The sequence below is a fragment of the Aeromonas molluscorum 848 genome (assembly GCF_000388115.1).
GTDB lineage: Bacteria > Pseudomonadota > Gammaproteobacteria > Enterobacterales > Aeromonadaceae > Aeromonas > Aeromonas molluscorum.
On record NZ_AQGQ01000074.1, the window covers coordinates 1 to 18621 of the forward strand.

At 54.8% G+C, this 18621-nt stretch carries 16 protein-coding genes, 1 tRNA gene and 1 pseudogene; all 18 read left to right on the top strand.

Annotation, left to right across the window (positions count from 1 at the left end; genetic code table 11):
* Positions 1-50: 50 nt before the first annotated feature.
* Positions 51-127: transfer RNA gene (locus G113_RS11345), tRNA-Trp, on the top strand.
* Positions 128-187: 60 nt separating this feature from the next.
* A complete protein-coding gene (gene secE, locus G113_RS11350) occupies positions 188-559 on the top strand; it encodes a preprotein translocase subunit SecE (protein WP_005901810.1) in 372 nt (123 codons plus the stop codon).
* Positions 560-568: 9 nt separating this feature from the next.
* On the top strand, positions 569-1120 hold the full coding sequence (gene nusG, locus G113_RS11355) for a transcription termination/antitermination protein NusG (RefSeq protein WP_005901813.1): 552 nt from the start codon (positions 569-571) through the stop codon (positions 1118-1120).
* Positions 1121-1254: 134 nt separating this feature from the next.
* Positions 1255-1683 (top strand): 50S ribosomal protein L11, encoded by a 429-nt coding sequence (rplK, locus tag G113_RS11360; protein WP_005901816.1) that lies wholly within the window; start codon positions 1255-1257, stop codon positions 1681-1683.
* 4 nt (positions 1684-1687) lie between these two features.
* Positions 1688-2389, top strand: a complete 702-nt coding sequence (gene rplA / locus G113_RS11365) for a 50S ribosomal protein L1 (protein ID WP_005901818.1) — start codon at positions 1688-1690, stop codon at positions 2387-2389.
* Between the two features lie 247 nt (positions 2390-2636).
* Positions 2637-3137, top strand: coding sequence for a 50S ribosomal protein L10 (rplJ, locus tag G113_RS11370; RefSeq protein WP_005901820.1), 501 nt, complete (start codon positions 2637-2639; stop codon positions 3135-3137).
* A 51-nt stretch (positions 3138-3188) separates the two neighbouring features.
* Entirely contained in the window at positions 3189-3551 is a 363-nt protein-coding gene (gene rplL / locus G113_RS11375; protein WP_005901822.1) for a 50S ribosomal protein L7/L12, read from the top strand.
* Between the two features lie 221 nt (positions 3552-3772).
* Positions 3773-7800: pseudogene (gene rpoB, locus G113_RS11380) on the top strand (DNA-directed RNA polymerase subunit beta).
* 90 nt (positions 7801-7890) lie between these two features.
* Positions 7891-12195 carry a DNA-directed RNA polymerase subunit beta' gene (gene rpoC, locus G113_RS11385; protein ID WP_005901824.1) on the top strand — a complete coding sequence of 1435 codons (4305 nt, stop codon included), beginning with the start codon at positions 7891-7893 and terminating at the stop codon, positions 12193-12195.
* 193 nt (positions 12196-12388) lie between these two features.
* Positions 12389-13105 carry a helix-turn-helix transcriptional regulator gene (locus G113_RS11390; RefSeq protein ID WP_040319155.1) on the top strand — a complete coding sequence of 239 codons (717 nt, stop codon included), beginning with the start codon at positions 12389-12391 and terminating at the stop codon, positions 13103-13105.
* A 22-nt stretch (positions 13106-13127) separates the two neighbouring features.
* Complete coding sequence (locus G113_RS11395; protein WP_005901827.1) at positions 13128-13508, top strand: RidA family protein; 381 nt, start codon at positions 13128-13130, stop codon at positions 13506-13508.
* An 84-nt stretch (positions 13509-13592) separates the two neighbouring features.
* The gene (gene tusD / locus G113_RS11400) at positions 13593-13985 is read left to right on the top strand and encodes a sulfurtransferase complex subunit TusD (RefSeq protein ID WP_005901828.1); all 393 of its coding nucleotides are present in this window, start codon (positions 13593-13595) and stop codon (positions 13983-13985) included.
* Between the two features lie 7 nt (positions 13986-13992).
* Positions 13993-14349 carry a sulfurtransferase complex subunit TusC gene (tusC, locus tag G113_RS11405; RefSeq protein ID WP_005901829.1) on the top strand — a complete coding sequence of 119 codons (357 nt, stop codon included), beginning with the start codon at positions 13993-13995 and terminating at the stop codon, positions 14347-14349.
* 8 nt (positions 14350-14357) lie between these two features.
* Positions 14358-14636 carry a sulfurtransferase complex subunit TusB gene (tusB, locus tag G113_RS11410; RefSeq protein WP_005901830.1) on the top strand — a complete coding sequence of 93 codons (279 nt, stop codon included), beginning with the start codon at positions 14358-14360 and terminating at the stop codon, positions 14634-14636.
* 183 nt (positions 14637-14819) lie between these two features.
* On the top strand, positions 14820-15194 hold the full coding sequence (gene rpsL / locus G113_RS20580) for a 30S ribosomal protein S12 (protein WP_005901832.1): 375 nt from the start codon (positions 14820-14822) through the stop codon (positions 15192-15194).
* Positions 15195-15287: 93 nt separating this feature from the next.
* Positions 15288-15758, top strand: coding sequence for a 30S ribosomal protein S7 (gene rpsG, locus G113_RS11420; protein ID WP_005901834.1), 471 nt, complete (start codon positions 15288-15290; stop codon positions 15756-15758).
* Between the two features lie 78 nt (positions 15759-15836).
* Positions 15837-17942, top strand: a complete 2106-nt coding sequence (gene fusA / locus G113_RS11425; RefSeq protein WP_005901836.1) for an elongation factor G — start codon at positions 15837-15839, stop codon at positions 17940-17942.
* A 54-nt stretch (positions 17943-17996) separates the two neighbouring features.
* A partial coding sequence (locus G113_RS11430) for a GTP-binding protein (RefSeq protein WP_005901838.1) occupies positions 17997-18621 on the top strand: 625 nt, incomplete at its 3' end.

The window sequence follows — 18621 nt, forward strand, 5'->3', positions numbered from 1 at the left end:
TTGGCTTACATAAATAAAGCAAAGCCCCTATAATAGGGGCTTTCTTATGCAGGGGCGTAGTTCGAATTGGTAGAACAGCGGTCTCCAAAACCGATGGTTGGGGGTTCGAATCCCTCCGCCCCTGCCATGCACCTCGTCTCGTACGGGGCTTTTGTGTCTTTAGTAATGTCAGATACAGGTAGGTTGTATGAATGTGAGTTCTGAGAATCAGGGCGGAAGCAAGGATACCCTGCTTTGGGGCCTGGTTTTCATCATCCTGGCGGCCGCTGTAGTGGGTAATTACCTGCTGCACGATGTGCTCGCTGCCGTCCGCGCCTTGGGTGTGGTCGTTGTCATTGCTGCCGCTGGTGCGGTAGCCCTGCAAACCACCAAGGGTAAGGCAACACTGGCTTTTGCCCGTGAGTCTCGCCTGGAAGTCCGCAAGGTCGTATGGCCAACCCGCCAGGAAGCCATTCAGACAACGCTGATTGTGCTGGCGGTTACTGCCATCATGGGCTTGCTGTTGTTCCTTCTGGACGGCGCTTTGGTCTGGTTGGTCAACTTGATTACCGGTGTGTAAGGATTAGCCATGACTGAACAACGTGAACAACGTATGAGATGGTATGTCGTACAGGCATTCTCCGGCTATGAAGGCCGGGTTGCGAAATCCCTGCGCGAACATATCAAGATGCATGGCATGGAAGAGATGTTTGGCGAAGTGCTGGTACCGACCGAGGAAGTGGTCGAGATGCGTGCCGGCCAGAAGCGTAAGAGTGAGCGCAAGTTCTTCCCGGGCTATGTGCTGGTTCAGATGCTGATGGATGAAACCACCTGGCACTTGGTACGTAACGTGCCGCGTGTAATGGGCTTCATCGGTGGTACCTCAGACCGCCCGGCACCGATTTCCGACAAAGAAGCGGATGCCATCCTCAATCGTCTGCAAGATTCCCACGACAAGCCGCGTCCCAAGACTCTGTTTGAACCAGGTGAAATGGTACGGGTTGCCGATGGTCCCTTCGCTGACTTCAACGGCACTGTCGAAGAAGTGGATTACGAAAAGAGCCGCGTGAAGGTTTCTGTTCTGATCTTCGGTCGTTCAACACCGGTAGAACTGGATTTTGGTCAGGTCGAAAAAGGCTGATTGAATTCTGTACGTTTAACGGTTGTCAGGGGCAGCGAATATCTCTATAATTCGCTGCCCCTTTATTAGCTGGGGAGCCGTTTGCAGGAGCATGTCTCCGAGGCGTTTGAACCCATTTTTGAGGTATTTTTCTAATGGCTAAGAAAGTCACAGCTTATATCAAGCTGCAAGTTAAAGCTGGCAGTGCCAACCCAAGCCCCCCCGTCGGTCCGGCCCTGGGTCAGCACGGCGTCAACATCATGGAATTCTGTAAAGCGTTCAACGCCCGTACAGAGAAGCTGGAAAAAGGTTCACCGACTCCGGTCGTGATCACCGTTTACAGTGACCGTTCCTTCACCTTCGAAACCAAGACTCCGCCTGCTGCCTTCTTGCTGAAGAAAGCTGCTGGCATCCAGTCTGGTTCCGCCAAGCCGAACAAAGACAAGGTTGGTAAGGTGACTGTTGCTCAGCTGCAAGAAATTGCCAAGACCAAAGATGCGGATATGACTGGTGCCGATCTGGATGCAAAAGTACGTTGCATCGCAGGCTCCGCTCGTTCCATGGGTCTGGTAGTGGAGGATTAAGACAATGGCTAAAATTTCCAAGCGTATGCGCGTTATTCGCGAAAAAGTTGACGGTACCAAAGAGTACGGCATCAACGAAGCCATTGCCCTGCTGAAAGAACTGGCTACTGCCAAGTTCGTTGAAAGTGTTGACGTTGCTGTCAACCTGGGTATCGACGCTCGTAAATCCGACCAAAACGTCCGTGGCGCCACTGTGCTGCCGCACGGTACCGGTCGTGACGTTCGCGTTGCCGTATTCACCCAGGGTGCCAACGCCGAAGCTGCTAAAGCTGCCGGTGCTGAACTGGTTGGTATGGACGACCTGGCTGAGCTGGTCAAAAAAGGCGAGATGAACTTCGACGTCGTGATCGCATCCCCGGATGCCATGCGCGTAGTTGGTCAACTCGGCCAGATCCTGGGCCCGCGTGGCCTGATGCCTAACCCGAAAGTGGGCACCGTGACCCCGAACGTTGCCGAGGCCGTCAAGAACGCCAAAGCCGGTCAGGTCCGCTACCGCAATGACAAGAATGGTATCATCCATACCACTCTGGGTAAGGTTTCTTTCAACGAAGTTCAGCTGAAAGAAAACTTGGAAGCGCTGCTGGTTGCCCTGAAAAAAGGCAAGCCCTCTTCCGCCAAAGGCATCTTCATCAAGAAAGTCAGCATCTCCACCACCATGGGTGCCGGTGTTGCTGTAGACCAAGCTTCTCTGGAAGCTCAGGGTTAATTGATGGATTTTACAAGGCGCAAAATTTAATCTATAATTTTGCGCCTTGATTGGTTGGGGGTTTCGACCTCCGTCCAAGACCGCAGGAGGCGGCAACGCCTTAATATTTCCTGCGTAGACGGTGCCGGAAACCCAGCGAGAAAATTTTCTCTTCTGGAATCCTGCCACCGCATCGTTTCCTCTGTTCACAGAGGGATGTATCAGTTCTGGGTCTCGGTGGCCCAGATTCAATCCAGGAGCTAAGCCAATGGCATTAGGACTCGAAGACAAAAAGGCAATTGTTGCTGAAGTCAACGAAGCTGCCAAAGGCGCACTGTCCGCAGTTGTTGCCGATTCTCGCGGCGTCACTGTAGACAAGATGACCGTCCTGCGTAAAACCGCTCGTGAAGCTGGTGTGTACATACGCGTTGTGCGTAACACCCTGCTGCGTCGCGCGGTAGAAGGTACCGAATACGAGTGCCTGAACGACGTATTGACTGGTCCGACCTTGATTGCTTTCTCTAACGAACACCCGGGCGCTGCCGCTCGTCTGTTCAAAGAGTTTGCCAAAGCGAACCAAAAGTTCGAAATCAAGGCTGGCGCTTTTAACGGTGAGTTTATCGCCGCAGCACAAATTGATCGTCTGGCTACACTGCCGACTTACGACGAAGCAATCTCGAAGTTGATGGCTACCATGAAGGAAGCCTCTGCTGGCAAGCTGGTTCGTACTATCGCTGCTGTCCGCGATCAGAAGCAAGCTGCTGCTTGATTCTTACCTATTTAGGTTGTTTGAGTTTATTCAACATCAGGAATTTTTGTCATGTCTATCACTAAAGACCAAATCATCGAAGCCGTTGCTTCCATGTCCGTAATGGAAGTTGTTGAGCTGATCGAAGCTATGGAAGAGAAGTTCGGTGTTTCTGCCGCTGTTGCTGTTGCTGCCGGTCCGGCTGCTGAAGCAGTAGAAGAGAAAACCGAATTCGACGTAGTTCTGACTGCTGTTGGCGCCAACAAAGTTGCCGTCATCAAAGCCGTTCGTGCTGCTACCGGCCTGGGCCTGAAAGAAGCCAAAGATCTGGTTGAAGCCGCTCCGGCCAACCTGAAAGAAGGCATCTCCAAAGACGAAGCTGAAGCTCTGAAGAAAGAGCTGGAAGCTGCCGGTGCTTCTGTTGAGGTCAAATAATCTGCATTCATGTAGATTAGCCTGATAAAACAGGCAAGGCTGGTGAATTTTATTCACCAGCCTTTTTGCGCTGTAGACTGAGAGCATTTTCACACCGTTTGCGACTCTCGGTGCACCAGCAACCCGGGCCGCATTATCGCCCCGGTCAATACAAAACGGTGTTGAGACAGAGCTGTCCTGCGGGACAGAGTGGGTCACTTATCAGCGAGCTGAGGAACCCTATGGTTTACTCTTATACCGAAAAAAACGCATTCGTAAGGACTTCGGTAAGCGAGACCAGGTACTGGACACGCCTTATCTGTTGTCCATTCAGCTGGACTCCTTCAAGCAGTTCATCGAGGCTGACCCGGAAGGTGAATATGGCCTAGAGGCCGCTTTCCGTAGCGTTTTCCCGATCACCAGTTACTCCGGTAGTGCTGAGCTTCAGTATGTCAGCTATCGCCTGGGTGAGCCGGTATTTGACGTAAAAGAATGCCAGATCCGTGGAGTGACCTACTCCGCGCCGCTGCGTGTCAAGCTTCGTATGGTTCTGTACGACCGTGAAGCAGCTGCCGGCACCGTCAAAGATATCAAGGAACAAGAAGTTTACATGGGCGAAATTCCGCTCATGACCGAAAACGGTACTTTTGTTATCAATGGTACCGAGCGGGTCATTGTCTCCCAGCTGCACCGCAGCCCGGGCGTCTTCTTCGACCACGATAAAGGCAAAACTCATTCATCAGGTAAGGTGCTGTATAACGCTCGCGTTATCCCCTACCGTGGCTCCTGGCTGGACTTCGAGTTCGATGCAAAAGACAACCTGTTTGTCCGTATCGACCGTCGCCGTAAACTGCCAGCGTCCATTATTCTGCGCGCCCTGGACTTCAGTTCCGAAGAAATCCTGGCCACCTTCTTCGAAACCATCGGTTTCGAAGTGAAAGATGGCAAGTTGATGATGGATCTGGTGCCCGAGCGTCTGCGTGGCGAAACTGCGACCTTCGACATCATTGCCAATGGCACTGTAGTCGTCGAGACCGGTCGTCGTGTGACTGCACGTCATATCCGTCAGCTGGAAAAAGACGCCATCACCCAGATTGAGGTGCCGGTGGAGTACGTTGTTGGCAAAGTTGTCGCCAAGAACTACGCACATCCCCAGACTGGCGAAATGGTCGTCACTGCAAACCAGGCCCTGAGCCTGGAAGCGGTCGCCAACCTGTCCCAAGCCGGCTTCAAGCACTTCGAGGTTCTGTTCACCAATGAACTGGATCACGGTGCCTACATGTCCGAGACCCTGCGTATCGACAACAGCTCCAACCGTTTGGAAGCGCTGGTCGAAATCTATCGCATGATGCGTCCGGGCGAGCCGCCTACCCGCGAAGCGGCAGAGCAGCTGTTCGAGAACCTGTTCTTCTCTTCCGAGCGTTACGACCTGTCTACCGTAGGTCGGATGAAGTTCAACCGTCGTCTGTCCCGTGAAGATGAGACTGGCGCTGGTGTGCTGACCAAAGACGACATCGTCGAAGTCATGAAGCGCCTGATCGACATCCGTAACGGCAATGACGAGGTGGACGATATCGACCACCTGGGTAACCGTCGTATCCGTTCCGTCGGTGAGATGGCCGAGAACCAGTTCCGCGTCGGTCTGGTCCGTGTTGAGCGTGCGGTGAAAGAGCGTCTGTCCTTGGGCGACCTCGATACCCTGATGCCGCAGGATCTGATCAACGCCAAACCGATCTCCGCCGCCGTCAAAGAGTTCTTCGGTTCCAGCCAGTTGTCCCAGTTCATGGATCAGAACAACCCGCTGTCCGAAGTGACCCACAAGCGTCGTATCTCTGCGTTGGGCCCAGGTGGTCTGACTCGTGAGCGCGCCGGCTTTGAAGTTCGAGATGTGCACCCGACTCACTATGGTCGTCTGTGCCCCATCGAGACCCCTGAAGGTCCGAACATCGGTCTGATCAACTCGCTGTCAGTCTATTCACGCACCAATGAGTACGGTTTCCTCGAGACTCCGTACCGCAAGGTTATCGACGGTCTGATCACCGACGAAGTGGATTACCTGTCTGCCATCGAAGAAGGCAAATACGTCATCGCTCAGGCCAATGCGGCCGCGTCCGAAGATGGTCGCCTCAAAGATGAACTGATCCCATGCCGCCACAAAGGTGAATCCACCTTTATGAACGCCGATCAGATCCAGTATATGGATGTGAGCCCGCAGCAGATTGTTTCTGTGGCAGCGGCCCTGATCCCCTTCCTGGAACACGATGATGCTAACCGAGCCCTGATGGGTTCGAACATGCAACGTCAAGCCGTGCCGACCCTGCGTGCCGACAAGCCGCTGGTAGGTACAGGTATGGAGCGCGCCGTAGCCGTTGATTCCGGTGTAACCGTCGTGGCCAAGCGTGGCGGCGTGATCGACTATGTCGATGCCTCCCGTATCGTGCTGCGGGTCAATGAAGATGAGCTGCTGCCAGGCGAAGCCGGCATCGACATCTACAACCTGACCAAGTACACCCGTTCTAACCAGAACACCTGTATCAACCAGCGTCCTTGCGTGATGTTGGGTGAGCCGGTGATGGCCGGTGACGTCTTGGCCGATGGCCCGTCTACCGACTTGGGCGAACTGGCGCTGGGCCAAAACCTGCGCGTCGCCTTCATGCCGTGGAACGGTTACAACTTCGAAGATTCGATCTTGGTAAACGAGCGTGTGGTACAGGAAGATCGCCTGACCACCATCCATATCCAGGAACTGGCCTGTATCTCCCGTGACACCAAACTGGGTCCGGAAGAGATCACTGCCGACATCCCGAACGTGGGTGAAGCCGCACTGTCCAAGCTGGATGAGTCCGGTATCGTCTACGTGGGTGCCGAAGTGAAGGGTGGCGACATTCTGGTTGGTAAGGTAACGCCGAAAGGTGAAACCCAGCTGACGCCGGAAGAGAAGCTGCTGCGCGCGATCTTCGGTGAGAAGGCGTCCGACGTGAAGGACTCCTCCCTGCGTGTGCCGAACGGTGTGTACGGTACCGTGGTTGACGTGCAAGTCTTTACCCGCGATGGCGTGGAAAAAGACAAGCGCGCCAAAGAAATCGAAGAGATGCAGCTGAAGGAAGCGAAGAAGGACTTGACCGAAGAGTTCAAGATCCTGGAAGACGGTGTGTTTGGCCGTACTCGCAACCTGCTGTTGGCTGCCGGTTACAGCGAAGATCGTCTGAACAAGCTGGATCGCACCAAGTGGTTTGAATTGGCCATCGAAGATGAAGCCAAGCAGATCGAACTGGAGCAGATTGCCGAACAGCACATCGAGCTGCGCGCCGACTTCGACAAGAAGTTCGAAAACAAACGTCGCAAGATTATCCAGGGTGATGATCTGGCGCCGGGCGTACTGAAAATCGTCAAGGTTTACCTGGCAGTCAAGCGTCGCATCCAACCGGGTGACAAGATGGCTGGTCGTCACGGTAACAAGGGTGTTATCTCCAAGATCTGCCCGGTCGAGGATATGCCCCATGACGAGTTCGGCCGTCCGGTCGACATCGTACTGAACCCGCTGGGTGTACCATCTCGTATGAACATCGGTCAGATCCTCGAAGTGCATCTGGGCCTCGCGGCCAAGGGCATCGGCGAGAAGATCGATCGCATGATCAAAGAGCAGCGCAAACTGCATGAGATGCGTGAATTCTTGCAACAGGTCTATGACCTGGGCGAGAAGGATACCAAGCAAGTTGACATCGCCGAGCTGTCTGACGACGACGTGCGTACCCTGGTTGGAAACCTGCGTAATGGTCTGCCAGTCGCCACGCCAGTCTTTGATGGTGCCAAAGAGCACGAAATCAAGGCCTTGCTGAGACTGGCTGACCTGCCGGAATCCGGTCAGATCTCCCTGTTCGACGGCCGTACCGGTAACACCTTTGAGCGCAAGGTCACTGTGGGTTACATGTACATGCTGAAGCTGAACCACTTGGTAGACGACAAGATGCATGCGCGTTCTACTGGTTCCTACAGCCTGGTTACCCAGCAGCCGCTGGGTGGTAAGGCGCAGTTTGGTGGTCAGCGGTTCGGTGAGATGGAAGTGTGGGCCCTGGAGGCTTACGGTGCGGCATACACTCTGCAAGAGATGCTGACCGTCAAGTCTGACGATGTGAATGGCCGTACCAAGATGTACAAGAACATCGTGGATGGCGACCACCGTATGGAGCCGGGCATGCCCGAATCCTTCAACGTATTGTTGAAGGAAATCCGCTCTCTGGGTATCAACATCGAGCTGGACGAAGAGTAAGAGCTCGCTCTTATTGTTCGAAAATTGACGTGGGCGCCCCGCTGCTTTGGCAGCAGGGCGCCGAGGTTAGACTCCTGACAGGGGAAACACGTGAAAGACTTACTCAAGTTTTTGAAGGCTCAGACTAAGACCGAAGAGTTTGACAGTATTAAGATCGGTCTGGCCTCTCCTGACATGATCCGCTCCTGGTCATTCGGTGAAGTCAAAAAGCCTGAGACCATCAACTACCGGACTTTTAAGCCGGAACGTGATGGTCTGTTCTGTGCCCGTATCTTCGGACCGGTGAAGGACTACGAGTGTCTGTGCGGCAAGTACAAGCGCCTGAAACACCGTGGTGTGATCTGCGAGAAGTGTGGCGTAGAAGTGACCCAGACCAAGGTCCGTCGTGAGCGCATGGGCCATATCGAGCTGGCCAGCCCGACTGCCCATATCTGGTTCCTGAAGTCCCTGCCGTCCCGTATCGGTCTGCTGCTGGACATGACCCTGCGTGACATCGAGCGCGTGCTGTATTTCGAATCCTATGTGGTTATCGAACCCGGCATGACCAACCTCGAGCGCAGCCAGATGTTGTCCGAAGAGAACTATCTGGACGCACTGGAAGAGTGGGGCGACGAATTTGACGCCAAGATGGGTGCCGAGGCAATCCTTGCATTGCTGCGTGCCATCGATCTGGAAGGCGAAGTCAAAACCATGCGCGAGGAGCTGGATCAAACCAACTCCGAGACCAAGCGCAAGAAGACCACCAAACGCTTGAAGCTGATGGAAGCCTTCCTGCAGTCCGGCAACAAGCCGGAGTGGATGATCATGACAGTGCTGCCTGTGCTGCCGCCGGACCTGCGTCCGCTGGTACCGCTGGACGGCGGCCGTTTCGCGACCTCAGATCTGAACGATCTGTACCGTCGTGTGATCAACCGTAACAATCGCCTGAAGCGTCTGCTGGACCTGGCCGCCCCGGACATCATTGTGCGCAACGAAAAGCGCATGCTGCAAGAGTCCGTGGATGCCCTGCTGGATAACGGCCGTCGTGGCCGTGCCATCACTGGTTCCAACAAGCGCCCGCTGAAATCCTTGGCCGACATGATCAAGGGTAAGCAAGGTCGTTTCCGTCAGAACTTGCTGGGCAAACGTGTCGACTACTCTGGTCGTTCCGTTATCACAGTAGGTCCGACCCTGCGCCTGCATCAGTGTGGCCTGCCGAAGAAGATGGCACTTGAGCTGTTCAAGCCCTTCATCTATGGCAAGCTCGAGACCCGCGGTCTGGCGACCACGATCAAGGCCGCCAAGAAGATGGTGGAGCGTGAAGAAGCTGTCGTTTGGGATATCCTGGACGAAGTGATCCGCGAACACCCGGTCTTGCTGAACCGTGCACCGACCCTGCACCGTCTGGGGATCCAGGCATTCGAACCGACCCTGATCGAAGGTAAAGCCATCCAGCTGCACCCGCTGGTCTGTGCCGCCTATAACGCCGACTTCGATGGCGACCAGATGGCGGTCCACGTACCGCTGACCCTGGAAGCCCAGCTGGAAGCCCGTGCCCTGATGATGTCTACCAACAACATCTTGTCACCTGCCTCCGGTGAGCCGATCATCGTGCCTTCCCAGGATGTGGTCTTGGGTCTGTACTACATGACCCGTGCCCGTATCAACGCCAAGGGCGAAGGTATGGTGCTGGCCGGCCCGAAAGAAGCCGAGAAGGTCTATCGCGCCGGTCTGGCCGATTTGCACGCTCGTGTCAAAGTGCGTATCACCGAATATCTGCGTCAAGCAGATGACTCGCTGGTTGAGCATACCGAGCTGAAGAACACCACCATTGGTCGTGCCATCCTGAGCCTGATCCTGCCCAAAGGCATGGAATACGCGCTGATCGACGAGCCGAAGGTACTGACTGCTGCAGAGCAGGCTGATCTGGATGCCAATCCGCAGAACTGGATCAAGAGCGTTTCCAACAAGGCGTTGGGTAAAAAGCTCATCTCCCGTCTGCTGAACACCTGCTATCGCAAGCAGGGCCTGAAGGACACCGTCATCTTCGCTGACCAGCTGATGTATACCGGTTTCCATTATGCGGCCCTGTCAGGTGCTTCCGTTGGTATCGATGACATGGTCATCCCGGATGCCAAGAAAGACATCATCGCCGCTGCCGAAGCCGAAGTTGCCGAGATCCAGGACCAGTTCCTGTCCGGTCTGGTGACCGCGGGCGAGCGCTACAACAAGGTTATCGATATCTGGGCCAGCGCCAACGAGCGCGTCTCCAAGGCCATGATGGAGAACTTGTCCAAAGAGCGTGATGTCAACTCCTTGGGTGAAGAGGAAGAGCAGGCGTCGTTCAACAGCATCTTCATGATGGCCGATTCTGGTGCGCGGGGCTCCGCGGCCCAGATCCGTCAGTTGGCCGGTATGCGTGGCTTGATGGCCAAGCCGGATGGCTCCATCATCGAAACGCCGATCGTGGCGAACTTCCGTGAAGGTCTGAACGTACTCCAGTACTTCATCTCCACTCACGGTGCTCGTAAGGGTCTGGCGGATACCGCACTGAAGACGGCTAACTCCGGTTATCTGACTCGTCGTCTGGTTGACGTTGCCCAAGACATGGTCATCACCGAAGACGATTGCGGCACCATCGAAGGTCTGTGGATGACTCCGCTGATCGAAGGTGGCGACGTGGTCGAACCGTTGCGTGAGCGCGTGTTGGGTCGTGTGGTTGCTGATGATGTGATCAAGCCGGGTACAGAGGGCGAGATCCTGGTAGCGCGCAATACTCTGCTTGACGAGTATCTGTGTGATCTGCTGGAACGCAACTCCGTCGACCGCGTGAAGGTACGTTCTGCCATCACCTGTGAGACCGACTTCGGTAACTGTGCACACTGCTACGGTCGCGATCTGGCCCGTGGTCACTTGGTCAACAAGGGTGAGGCTGTCGGTGTTATCGCCGCCCAGTCCATCGGTGAGCCTGGTACCCAGCTGACGATGCGTACCTTCCACATCGGTGGTGCCGCATCCCGAGCTGCTGCCGAGAGCAGCATCCAGGTCAAGAACACCGGTAGCATCAAGCTGCAGAACGCCAAGTTCGTTCTCAACAGTGCCGACAAGCTGGTTATCACCTCACGTTCTACTGAACTGACCATCATGGACGAGATGGGCCGTACCAAGGAAAGCCACAAGCTGCCTTACGGTTCCGTGTTGGAAGTGAAAGACGGCCAGGCAGTGACTGCCGGTGAAACCGTGGCTAACTGGGATCCGCATACCCACCCGATCATCACCGAAGTAGCAGGTCGTCTGGACTTCGAACACATGATCGATGGGGTGACCATCACCCGTCAAACCGACGAGCTGACCGGTCTCTCTTCCATCGTCGTACTGGATGTCAACGAGCGTCCGAGTGCCGGTAAAGAGATGCGTCCGACCGTTAAACTGGTCGACCTGAACGGTAAAGATGTCATGATCCCGGGTACCGATGTAGCCGCCCAGTACTTCCTGCCGGGCAAGGCGATCGTGAACCTGGAAGATGGTGCCAACGTGGGTGTGGGTGACGCGGTAGCGCGTATCCCGCAGGAATCCAGTGGTACCAAGGACATCACCGGTGGTCTGCCGCGCGTTGCGGATCTGTTCGAAGCACGTATTCCGAAGGAACCGGCTATCCTGGCCGAGATCTCCGGTACCATCTCCTTCGGGAAAGAGACCAAGGGCAAACGCCGTCTGGTTATCACCCCGACCGATGGTGGCGACGTCTACGAGGAGATGATTCCGAAGTGGCGTCACCTGAACGTGTTCGAAGGTGAAAAAGTTGAGAAGGGCGAAGTGCTGGCGGACGGTCCTGAGTCTGCTCACGATATCCTGCGCCTGCGCGGTATCAGCCCGGTCGCCAACTATATCGCCAACGAAGTGCAGGACGTTTACCGTCTGCAAGGCGTTAAGATCAACGACAAGCACATCGAAGTCATCGTTCGTCAGATGCTGCGTAAGTGCGAGATCCTGAGCGCTGGTGACACCGATCTTATCGAAGGCGAGCAGGTTGAAGTGGCCCGCGTCAAGATTGCCAACCGTAAGTTGGTTGCCGAGGGTAAGATCCCGGCCACCTTCCGTCATATCCTGATGGGTATTACCAAGGCATCCTTGAGCACCGAGTCCTTCATCTCCGCGGCTTCCTTCCAGGAAACCACCCGTGTTCTGACCGAAGCTGCCGTTGGCGGCAAGCGTGATGAACTGCGTGGCCTGAAAGAGAACGTGATCGTGGGTCGTCTGATCCCGGCTGGTACTGGCTTTGCCTACCATCACAGCCGGATCAACCAGCGTGCCGCCGCAGCTCGTGCTGTCGGTGTACCGCAGGTGACAGCCGATGAAGCTCAGCAAAACCTGGCGGATCTGCTCAATGCATCCGGTAGTTTTGACGAAGAGTAATCTTCAGCTGCAGTGATTAAAAAGGGCTCCTTCAGGGAGCCCTTTTTGTTAGTTATTCGTCGGCCAAGCCTGCACCGGGCTGGGGCAGGGGATGATCCAGTGCAAGGTTATAGAGCAAAAAATCAAAAAAAGTTGACATTGCCAGTGCGCAATTGAAAACTCGGATCAGTTCACGTGATTACAGGGGTAAAAGATGACTGTCGGTATCGAGGATGTAATGCTTCCCGAGGAACAGCTGGTCAGCCGCACTTTTACAGACGAAGACAGGGAATTGTTGCGCTCCTATGAGGGGCTGATCGAGGGCTTGGCCGAGTTGTTCGGCAAGCACTGTGAGGTAGTCCTTCACTCCCTGGAGAATCTGCACGAGTCGGTGATCAAGATTGCGAATGGTTTCAACACGGGCCGCAACGAGGGGGCGCCGATCACGGATCTGGCCCTGCGTATGCTCAAGGACATAGAGAATGCCGGCCAGGAGTATACGCAAAGTTACTTTGCGCGTAGTCGCACCGGTGCGCTGATGAAATCGATCACCATTGCCATTCGCAACAGCGACAAGCAGGTGATCGGCCTTATCTGTATCAACCTGCATATCAATGCGCCTTTTCACGAGTTCGTGGCCGAGTTCTTCCCGACCCCGCAGCAGGTCGAGCGCCAGTCGCCAGAGACCTTCGCCAACAGCGTCGAGGAGCTGGTCGCCCAGACGGTGGATAACACCATCGACGAGATCAATCGCGATCCGACCGTGGCCAACAATGCCAAGAACCGTTTTATCGTGACCCAGCTGTTCGAGAAGGGCATATTTGATATTAAGGATTCGATCAATCTGGTCGCCGACAAACTTAATATTTCCAAACACACCGTCTATCTTTACATCCGTCAACGCAAGCAGGGTGAAGATGAGAGCGAGTAAGCGTCTAGAAGGGGACAGATGAATGGCTAAAGAAGTAATCGCAACCGAACAGGCTCCCGCCGCGATTGGCCCTTATGTACAGGGTACCAAGCTGGGTGAGCTGGTGTTCACCTCTGGCCAGATCCCGCTCGATCCGAGCACCATGGAGATTGTCAGTGGTGGCGTCGAGCAACAGGCAGAACAGGTGATGAAAAACCTGGTTGCCGTATTGAAGGCGGCTGGCTCCGATACCAGCAAGGTGCTGAAGACCACCTGTTTCCTGAGTGACATGAACAACTTCGTGGCCTTCAATCAGGTCTATGCCCGTTACTTCGGCGATTCGGCGCCTGCGCGATCCTGCGTGGAAGTGGCCCGTCTGCCGAAAGATGTGTTGGTTGAAGTGGAAGCGATAGCCCATCTCTGATCCGGCATCGCTGTGATGAGCCCCTCCCGGAGGGGCTTTTTTGTCTGTGGCTCTGCGATGGGCTACCTCTTGGGAATAATGGCTATGAGTCTGAGTTTTGCCCTGCTGGTGACGGGACCTGCCTATGGTAGCCAATCTGCCAGCACGGCCTACCGCTTCGCTCGCGCCTTGCTGGCAGAAGGTCACCAGTTGTCTCACCTGTTCTTTTATCAAGACGGGGTGAGTAACGGCAATCAACTGCATGCTCCCGCGTCCGACGAAGTGAATTTGGTGCCCCTGTGGGCCGAGCTGGCCATTGAGCAGGGGATCCGTATCGATGTTTGTGTGGCGGCGGCCATGCGCCGTGGCGTGCTGGACGAGACACAGGCATCCGAGGTGGGCAAAGCACACTTCAATCTGGGCGAACCCTTCTGTCTGAGTGGTCTTGGGCAGCTGGCAGAAGCGGCGTTGACCGCAGATCGCTTCGTGCAATTTTAGGAGGGGTATGAACAAGATCGCCTTTATCGGCAGGCGGGGACCCCATGGTTCGGCGGCGGGCAGAGAAGGACTCGATGCCCTGCTGGCCAGCTCCGCCTTGACCGAGTCACTTGCCCTGTTTCTTATCGAGGATGGGGTCTTGCAGCTGGTCCGCGATCAACGACCGCAAACCATACTGCAGCGTCATTATGCCCCTGCCTTCAAGCTGTTGGAGCTCTATGATGTGGAGGAGCTCTATGTCTGCGCTGACTCGCTCTCTGAGCGCGGCCTGCAGCCAGATGACCTCATCATCGAGGCCCGCTGTTTGCCCAGAGCAGAACTGACACGGATTTGGGCCAGTTATGCCATTCATCTGAGCTTCTGAGAGGGGTTATGATCCATTTGATAATGAGCTCGCCCTTCCTGACCCAGGATCTGGAGCAGGCGTTGCAATACCGAAACCAGGGGGATGCCCTGGTGTTGATGCAAGATGCGGTGGTGGCAGCCGTCAGCCCGCTCTGGCAGGCCAAATTGGCCGATGAACGGCTCTATGTGATGAATGAGGATTTACTGGCCCGCGGTTTGGGGGAGGGATCCGGGTTATCCCTAACCATGACGGGATTGGTGGCTCTGATTGAGGCTGAAGGATCGCCGCATTCATGGTCATGCTAGCGCCAACATTAATTGTTATAACTCAGTAGTTTGGCTCTACATCGCTGTCAGGGCCTGTGTCCTTTTACGGCACGGATTGTATAAATCTTGACTCCCTCAGCGACAGGGCATAAAATTTCGCGTCCCCGTATCTGCGGGGAGGATTTTTCACATGTTTATGAAGTCATTATCAGGAGCCTTTTGATGGCAACTATTAACCAGTTGGTTCGCAAGCCACGCACTAAGCTCGTTGAAAAAAGCAACGTGCCTGCGCTGGAAGCGTGCCCTCAGAAGCGTGGCGTGTGCACTCGTGTATATACCACCACCCCAAAGAAGCCTAACTCTGCACTGCGTAAAGTGTGCCGTGTTCGTCTGACCAACGGCTTCGAAGTCACCTCCTATATCGGCGGTGAAGGTCACAACCTGCAGGAACACTCCGTTGTTCTGATCCGTGGCGGTCGTGTCAAGGATTTGCCAGGTGTTCGTTATCACACTGTTCGTGGTGCGTTGGACTGTGCCGGTGTTAAAGACCGTAAGCAATCTCGCTCCAAGTATGGCGTGAAGCGTCCGAAAGCTTAATGGTTCTCCGTTAAGTAAGGCCAAACGTTAATTCGTTTCTAGTTAGATAACTTTCTAGTTTTGGGTAACCCCTGAAGTTACGGAGAATTTGAAATGCCAAGACGTCGTGTTGTTGGTCAGCGTAAAATCCTGCCGGATCCTAAGTTCGGATCAGAGCTGCTGGCTAAATTTGTCAACGTAGTAATGGTTGACGGTAAGAAATCTGTTTCCGAAGCCATCGTATACGGTGCTCTGGACATCATTGCCACCAAATCTGGCAAAGATCACCTGGCCGTATTCGAAGAAGCCCTGGACAACATTCGTCCGTCCGTCGAGGTTAAATCTCGTCGTGTCGGTGGTGCAACCTATCAAGTACCGGTAGAAGTTCGCCCGGTACGTCGCAATGCCCTGGCAATGCGTTGGTTGGTTGATGCCGCTCGTAAACGTGGTGAAAAATCAATGGCTCAGCGCCTGGCTGGCGAGCTGCTGGATGCCGCTGACAATAAGGGTTCGTCTGTCAAGAAACGTGAAGACGTTCACCGTATGGCTGAAGCGAACAAAGCCTTCGCTCACTTCCGCTGGTAATCCGCTTGCGCAGGGTCTGCTAAAGATCCTGCGCACCTTCAATTATCTAGGGACAAGCTCCTTAGTAAGAGGATGACAATGGCTCGTACAACCCCCATTGAGCGCTATCGTAATATCGGTATCTCCGCTCATATCGACGCCGGTAAGACTACTACTACCGAACGCGTACTGTTCTACACCGGTGTTAGCCATAAGATCGGCGAAGTGCATGATGGCGCCGCCACCATGGACTGGATGGAACAAGAACAAGAGCGTGGAATCACCATCACCTCTGCTGCGACTACCGCATTCTGGTCCGGCATGGGTAAACAGTATGAACCGCACCGTATCAACATCATCGATACCCCCGGCCACGTTGACTTTACTATCGAAGTAGAGCGTTCAATGCGTGTTCTGGATGGTGCCGTGATGGTGTACTGTGCCGTAGGTGGCGTACAGCCACAGTCTGAGACCGTATGGCGTCAGGCTAACAAGTACAAAGTTCCCCGTATCGCGTTCGTCAACAAGATGGACCGTACCGGTGCTAACTACTTGCGCTGCGTTGAGCACATCAGAACCCGTCTGAAAGGCGTCCCTGTTCCCCTGCAACTGAACATCGGTGCAGAAGAGAACTTCAAGGGCGTTATCGACCTGGTCAAGATGAAAGCCATCAACTGGAGCGAAGCAGATCAGGGCGTATCCTTCGATTACGAAGAGATCCCGGCCGAGCTGCTGGAGCAGGCGCAAGAAATGCGTCTGAACCTGGTTGAAGCTGCTGCTGAAGCCTCTGAAGAGCTGATGGAAAAATACTTGGGCGGCGAAGAGCTGACCGAGAAAGAGATCAAGACTGCTCTGCGTCTGCGCGTTCTGAACAACGAAATCATCCTGGTTACCTGTGGCTCCGCGTTCAAGAACAAGGGCGTACAGGCCATGCTGGATGCCGTTGTTGATTATCTGCCGGCACCGACCGACGTTGCTGCTATCGACGGCCTGAAGCTGGATGGCGTGACTAAAGACGAGCGTCATGCTTCTGATGACGAGCCGTTTGCTGCTCTGGCATTCAAGATTGCTACCGATCCGTTCGTGGGCAACCTGACCTTCTTCCGCGTTTACTCCGGTGTGGTTAACTCCGGCGACTCCGTGATGAACTCCGTCAAAGAGAAGCGTGAGCGTTTTGGCCGTATCGTTCAGATGCATGCCAACAAGCGTGAAGAGATCAAAGAAGTTCGCGCAGGTGATATCGCTGCTGCCATCGGTCTGAAAGATGTGACCACTGGTGACACCCTGTGTGACGAAAAATCACCGATCATCCTCGAGCGTATGGAATTCCCGGAGCCGGTAATCTCCATCGCGGTTGAGCCGAAAACCAAGGCTGACCAAGAGAAGATGGGTCTGGCACTCGGCCGTCTGGCGCAGGAAGATCCGTCTTTCCGTGTTTGGACTGACGAAGAATCTGGTCAAACCATCATCGCCGGCATGGGTGAGCTGCACCTGGACATCATCGTTGACCGTATGCGTCGCGAGTTCAAGGTTGAAGCGAACGTTGGTAAACCGCAGGTTGCCTACCGTGAAACCATTCGTGAAACCGTCAAGGATATCGAAGGTAAGCACGCCAAGCAGTCTGGTGGTCGTGGTCAGTATGGTCACGTCATCATCGACATGTACCCGCTGGAAGCTGGCAAAACCTATGAATTCGTTAACGATATCAAAGGTGGCGTGATTCCTGGTGAATACATCCCAGGTGTTGATAAGGGTCTGCGTGAGCAGCTCAAATCCGGCCCGCTGGCAGGCTATCCAGTAATGGATATCGGCGTACGTCTGCATTACGGATCTTACCACGATGTCGACTCTTCCGAGCTGGCGTTCAAGATCGCAGCCTCCTTGGCCTTCAAAGCTGGTTACATGAAAGCCAAGCCGGTTCTGCTTGAGCCTGTTATGCAGGTCGAAGTTGAGACTCCGGAAGATTACATGGGCGACGTTATCGGTGACTTGAACCGTCGTCGTGGCCTGATCGAAGGTATGGAAGATGGCCCGTCCGGCAAGATCGTACGTGCTCTGGTGCCGCTGGCCGAGATGTTCGGTTATGCGACCGCGCTGCGTTCCGCTACCCAAGGTCGTGCTTCCTACGCTATGGAATTTGCTAAGTACTCCGACGCCCCGAACAACGTGGCTCAGGCAGTGATCGAAGAGCGCAAATCCAAGTAATTTAAGATTCCCCGCCTACGACGGTAGGCGGGTTTAACCTAGAAGGACTACGTCGTGTCTAAAGAAAAATTTGAACGTAACAAACCGCACGTAAACGTCGGCACCATCGGCCACGTTGACCACGGTAAAACCACTCTGACCGCCGCCATCACCAACGTGCTGGCCAAGCACTTCGGTGGTAAAGCTTTCGCCTTCGACCAGATCGACAAGGCGCCGGAAGAGCGTGAGCGTGGTATCACCATCAACACCTCCCACGTAGAATACGACACTGCTGCCCGTCACTACGCGCACGTAGATTGCCCGGGTCACGCCGACTACGTTAAGAACATGATCACCGGTGCTGCCCAGATGGATGGCGCTATCCTGGTTGTTGCAGCGACTGACGGCCCGATGCCGCAGACTCGTGAGCACATCCTGCTGGGTCGCCAGGTTGGTATCCCGTACATGATCGTGTTCATGAACAAGTGCGACATGGTTGATGACGAAGAGCTGCTCGAACTGGTCGAGATGGAAGTTCGTGAACTGCTGACCGAGTATGACTTCCCGGGTGATGACCTGCCGGTAGTTCGTGGTTCCGCGCTGAAAGCGTTGGAAGGCGACGCTGCATGGGAAGAGAAGATCATCGAGCTGGCTGGCCACTTGGATACCTACATCCCGGAGCCGGAGCGCGCAATTGACC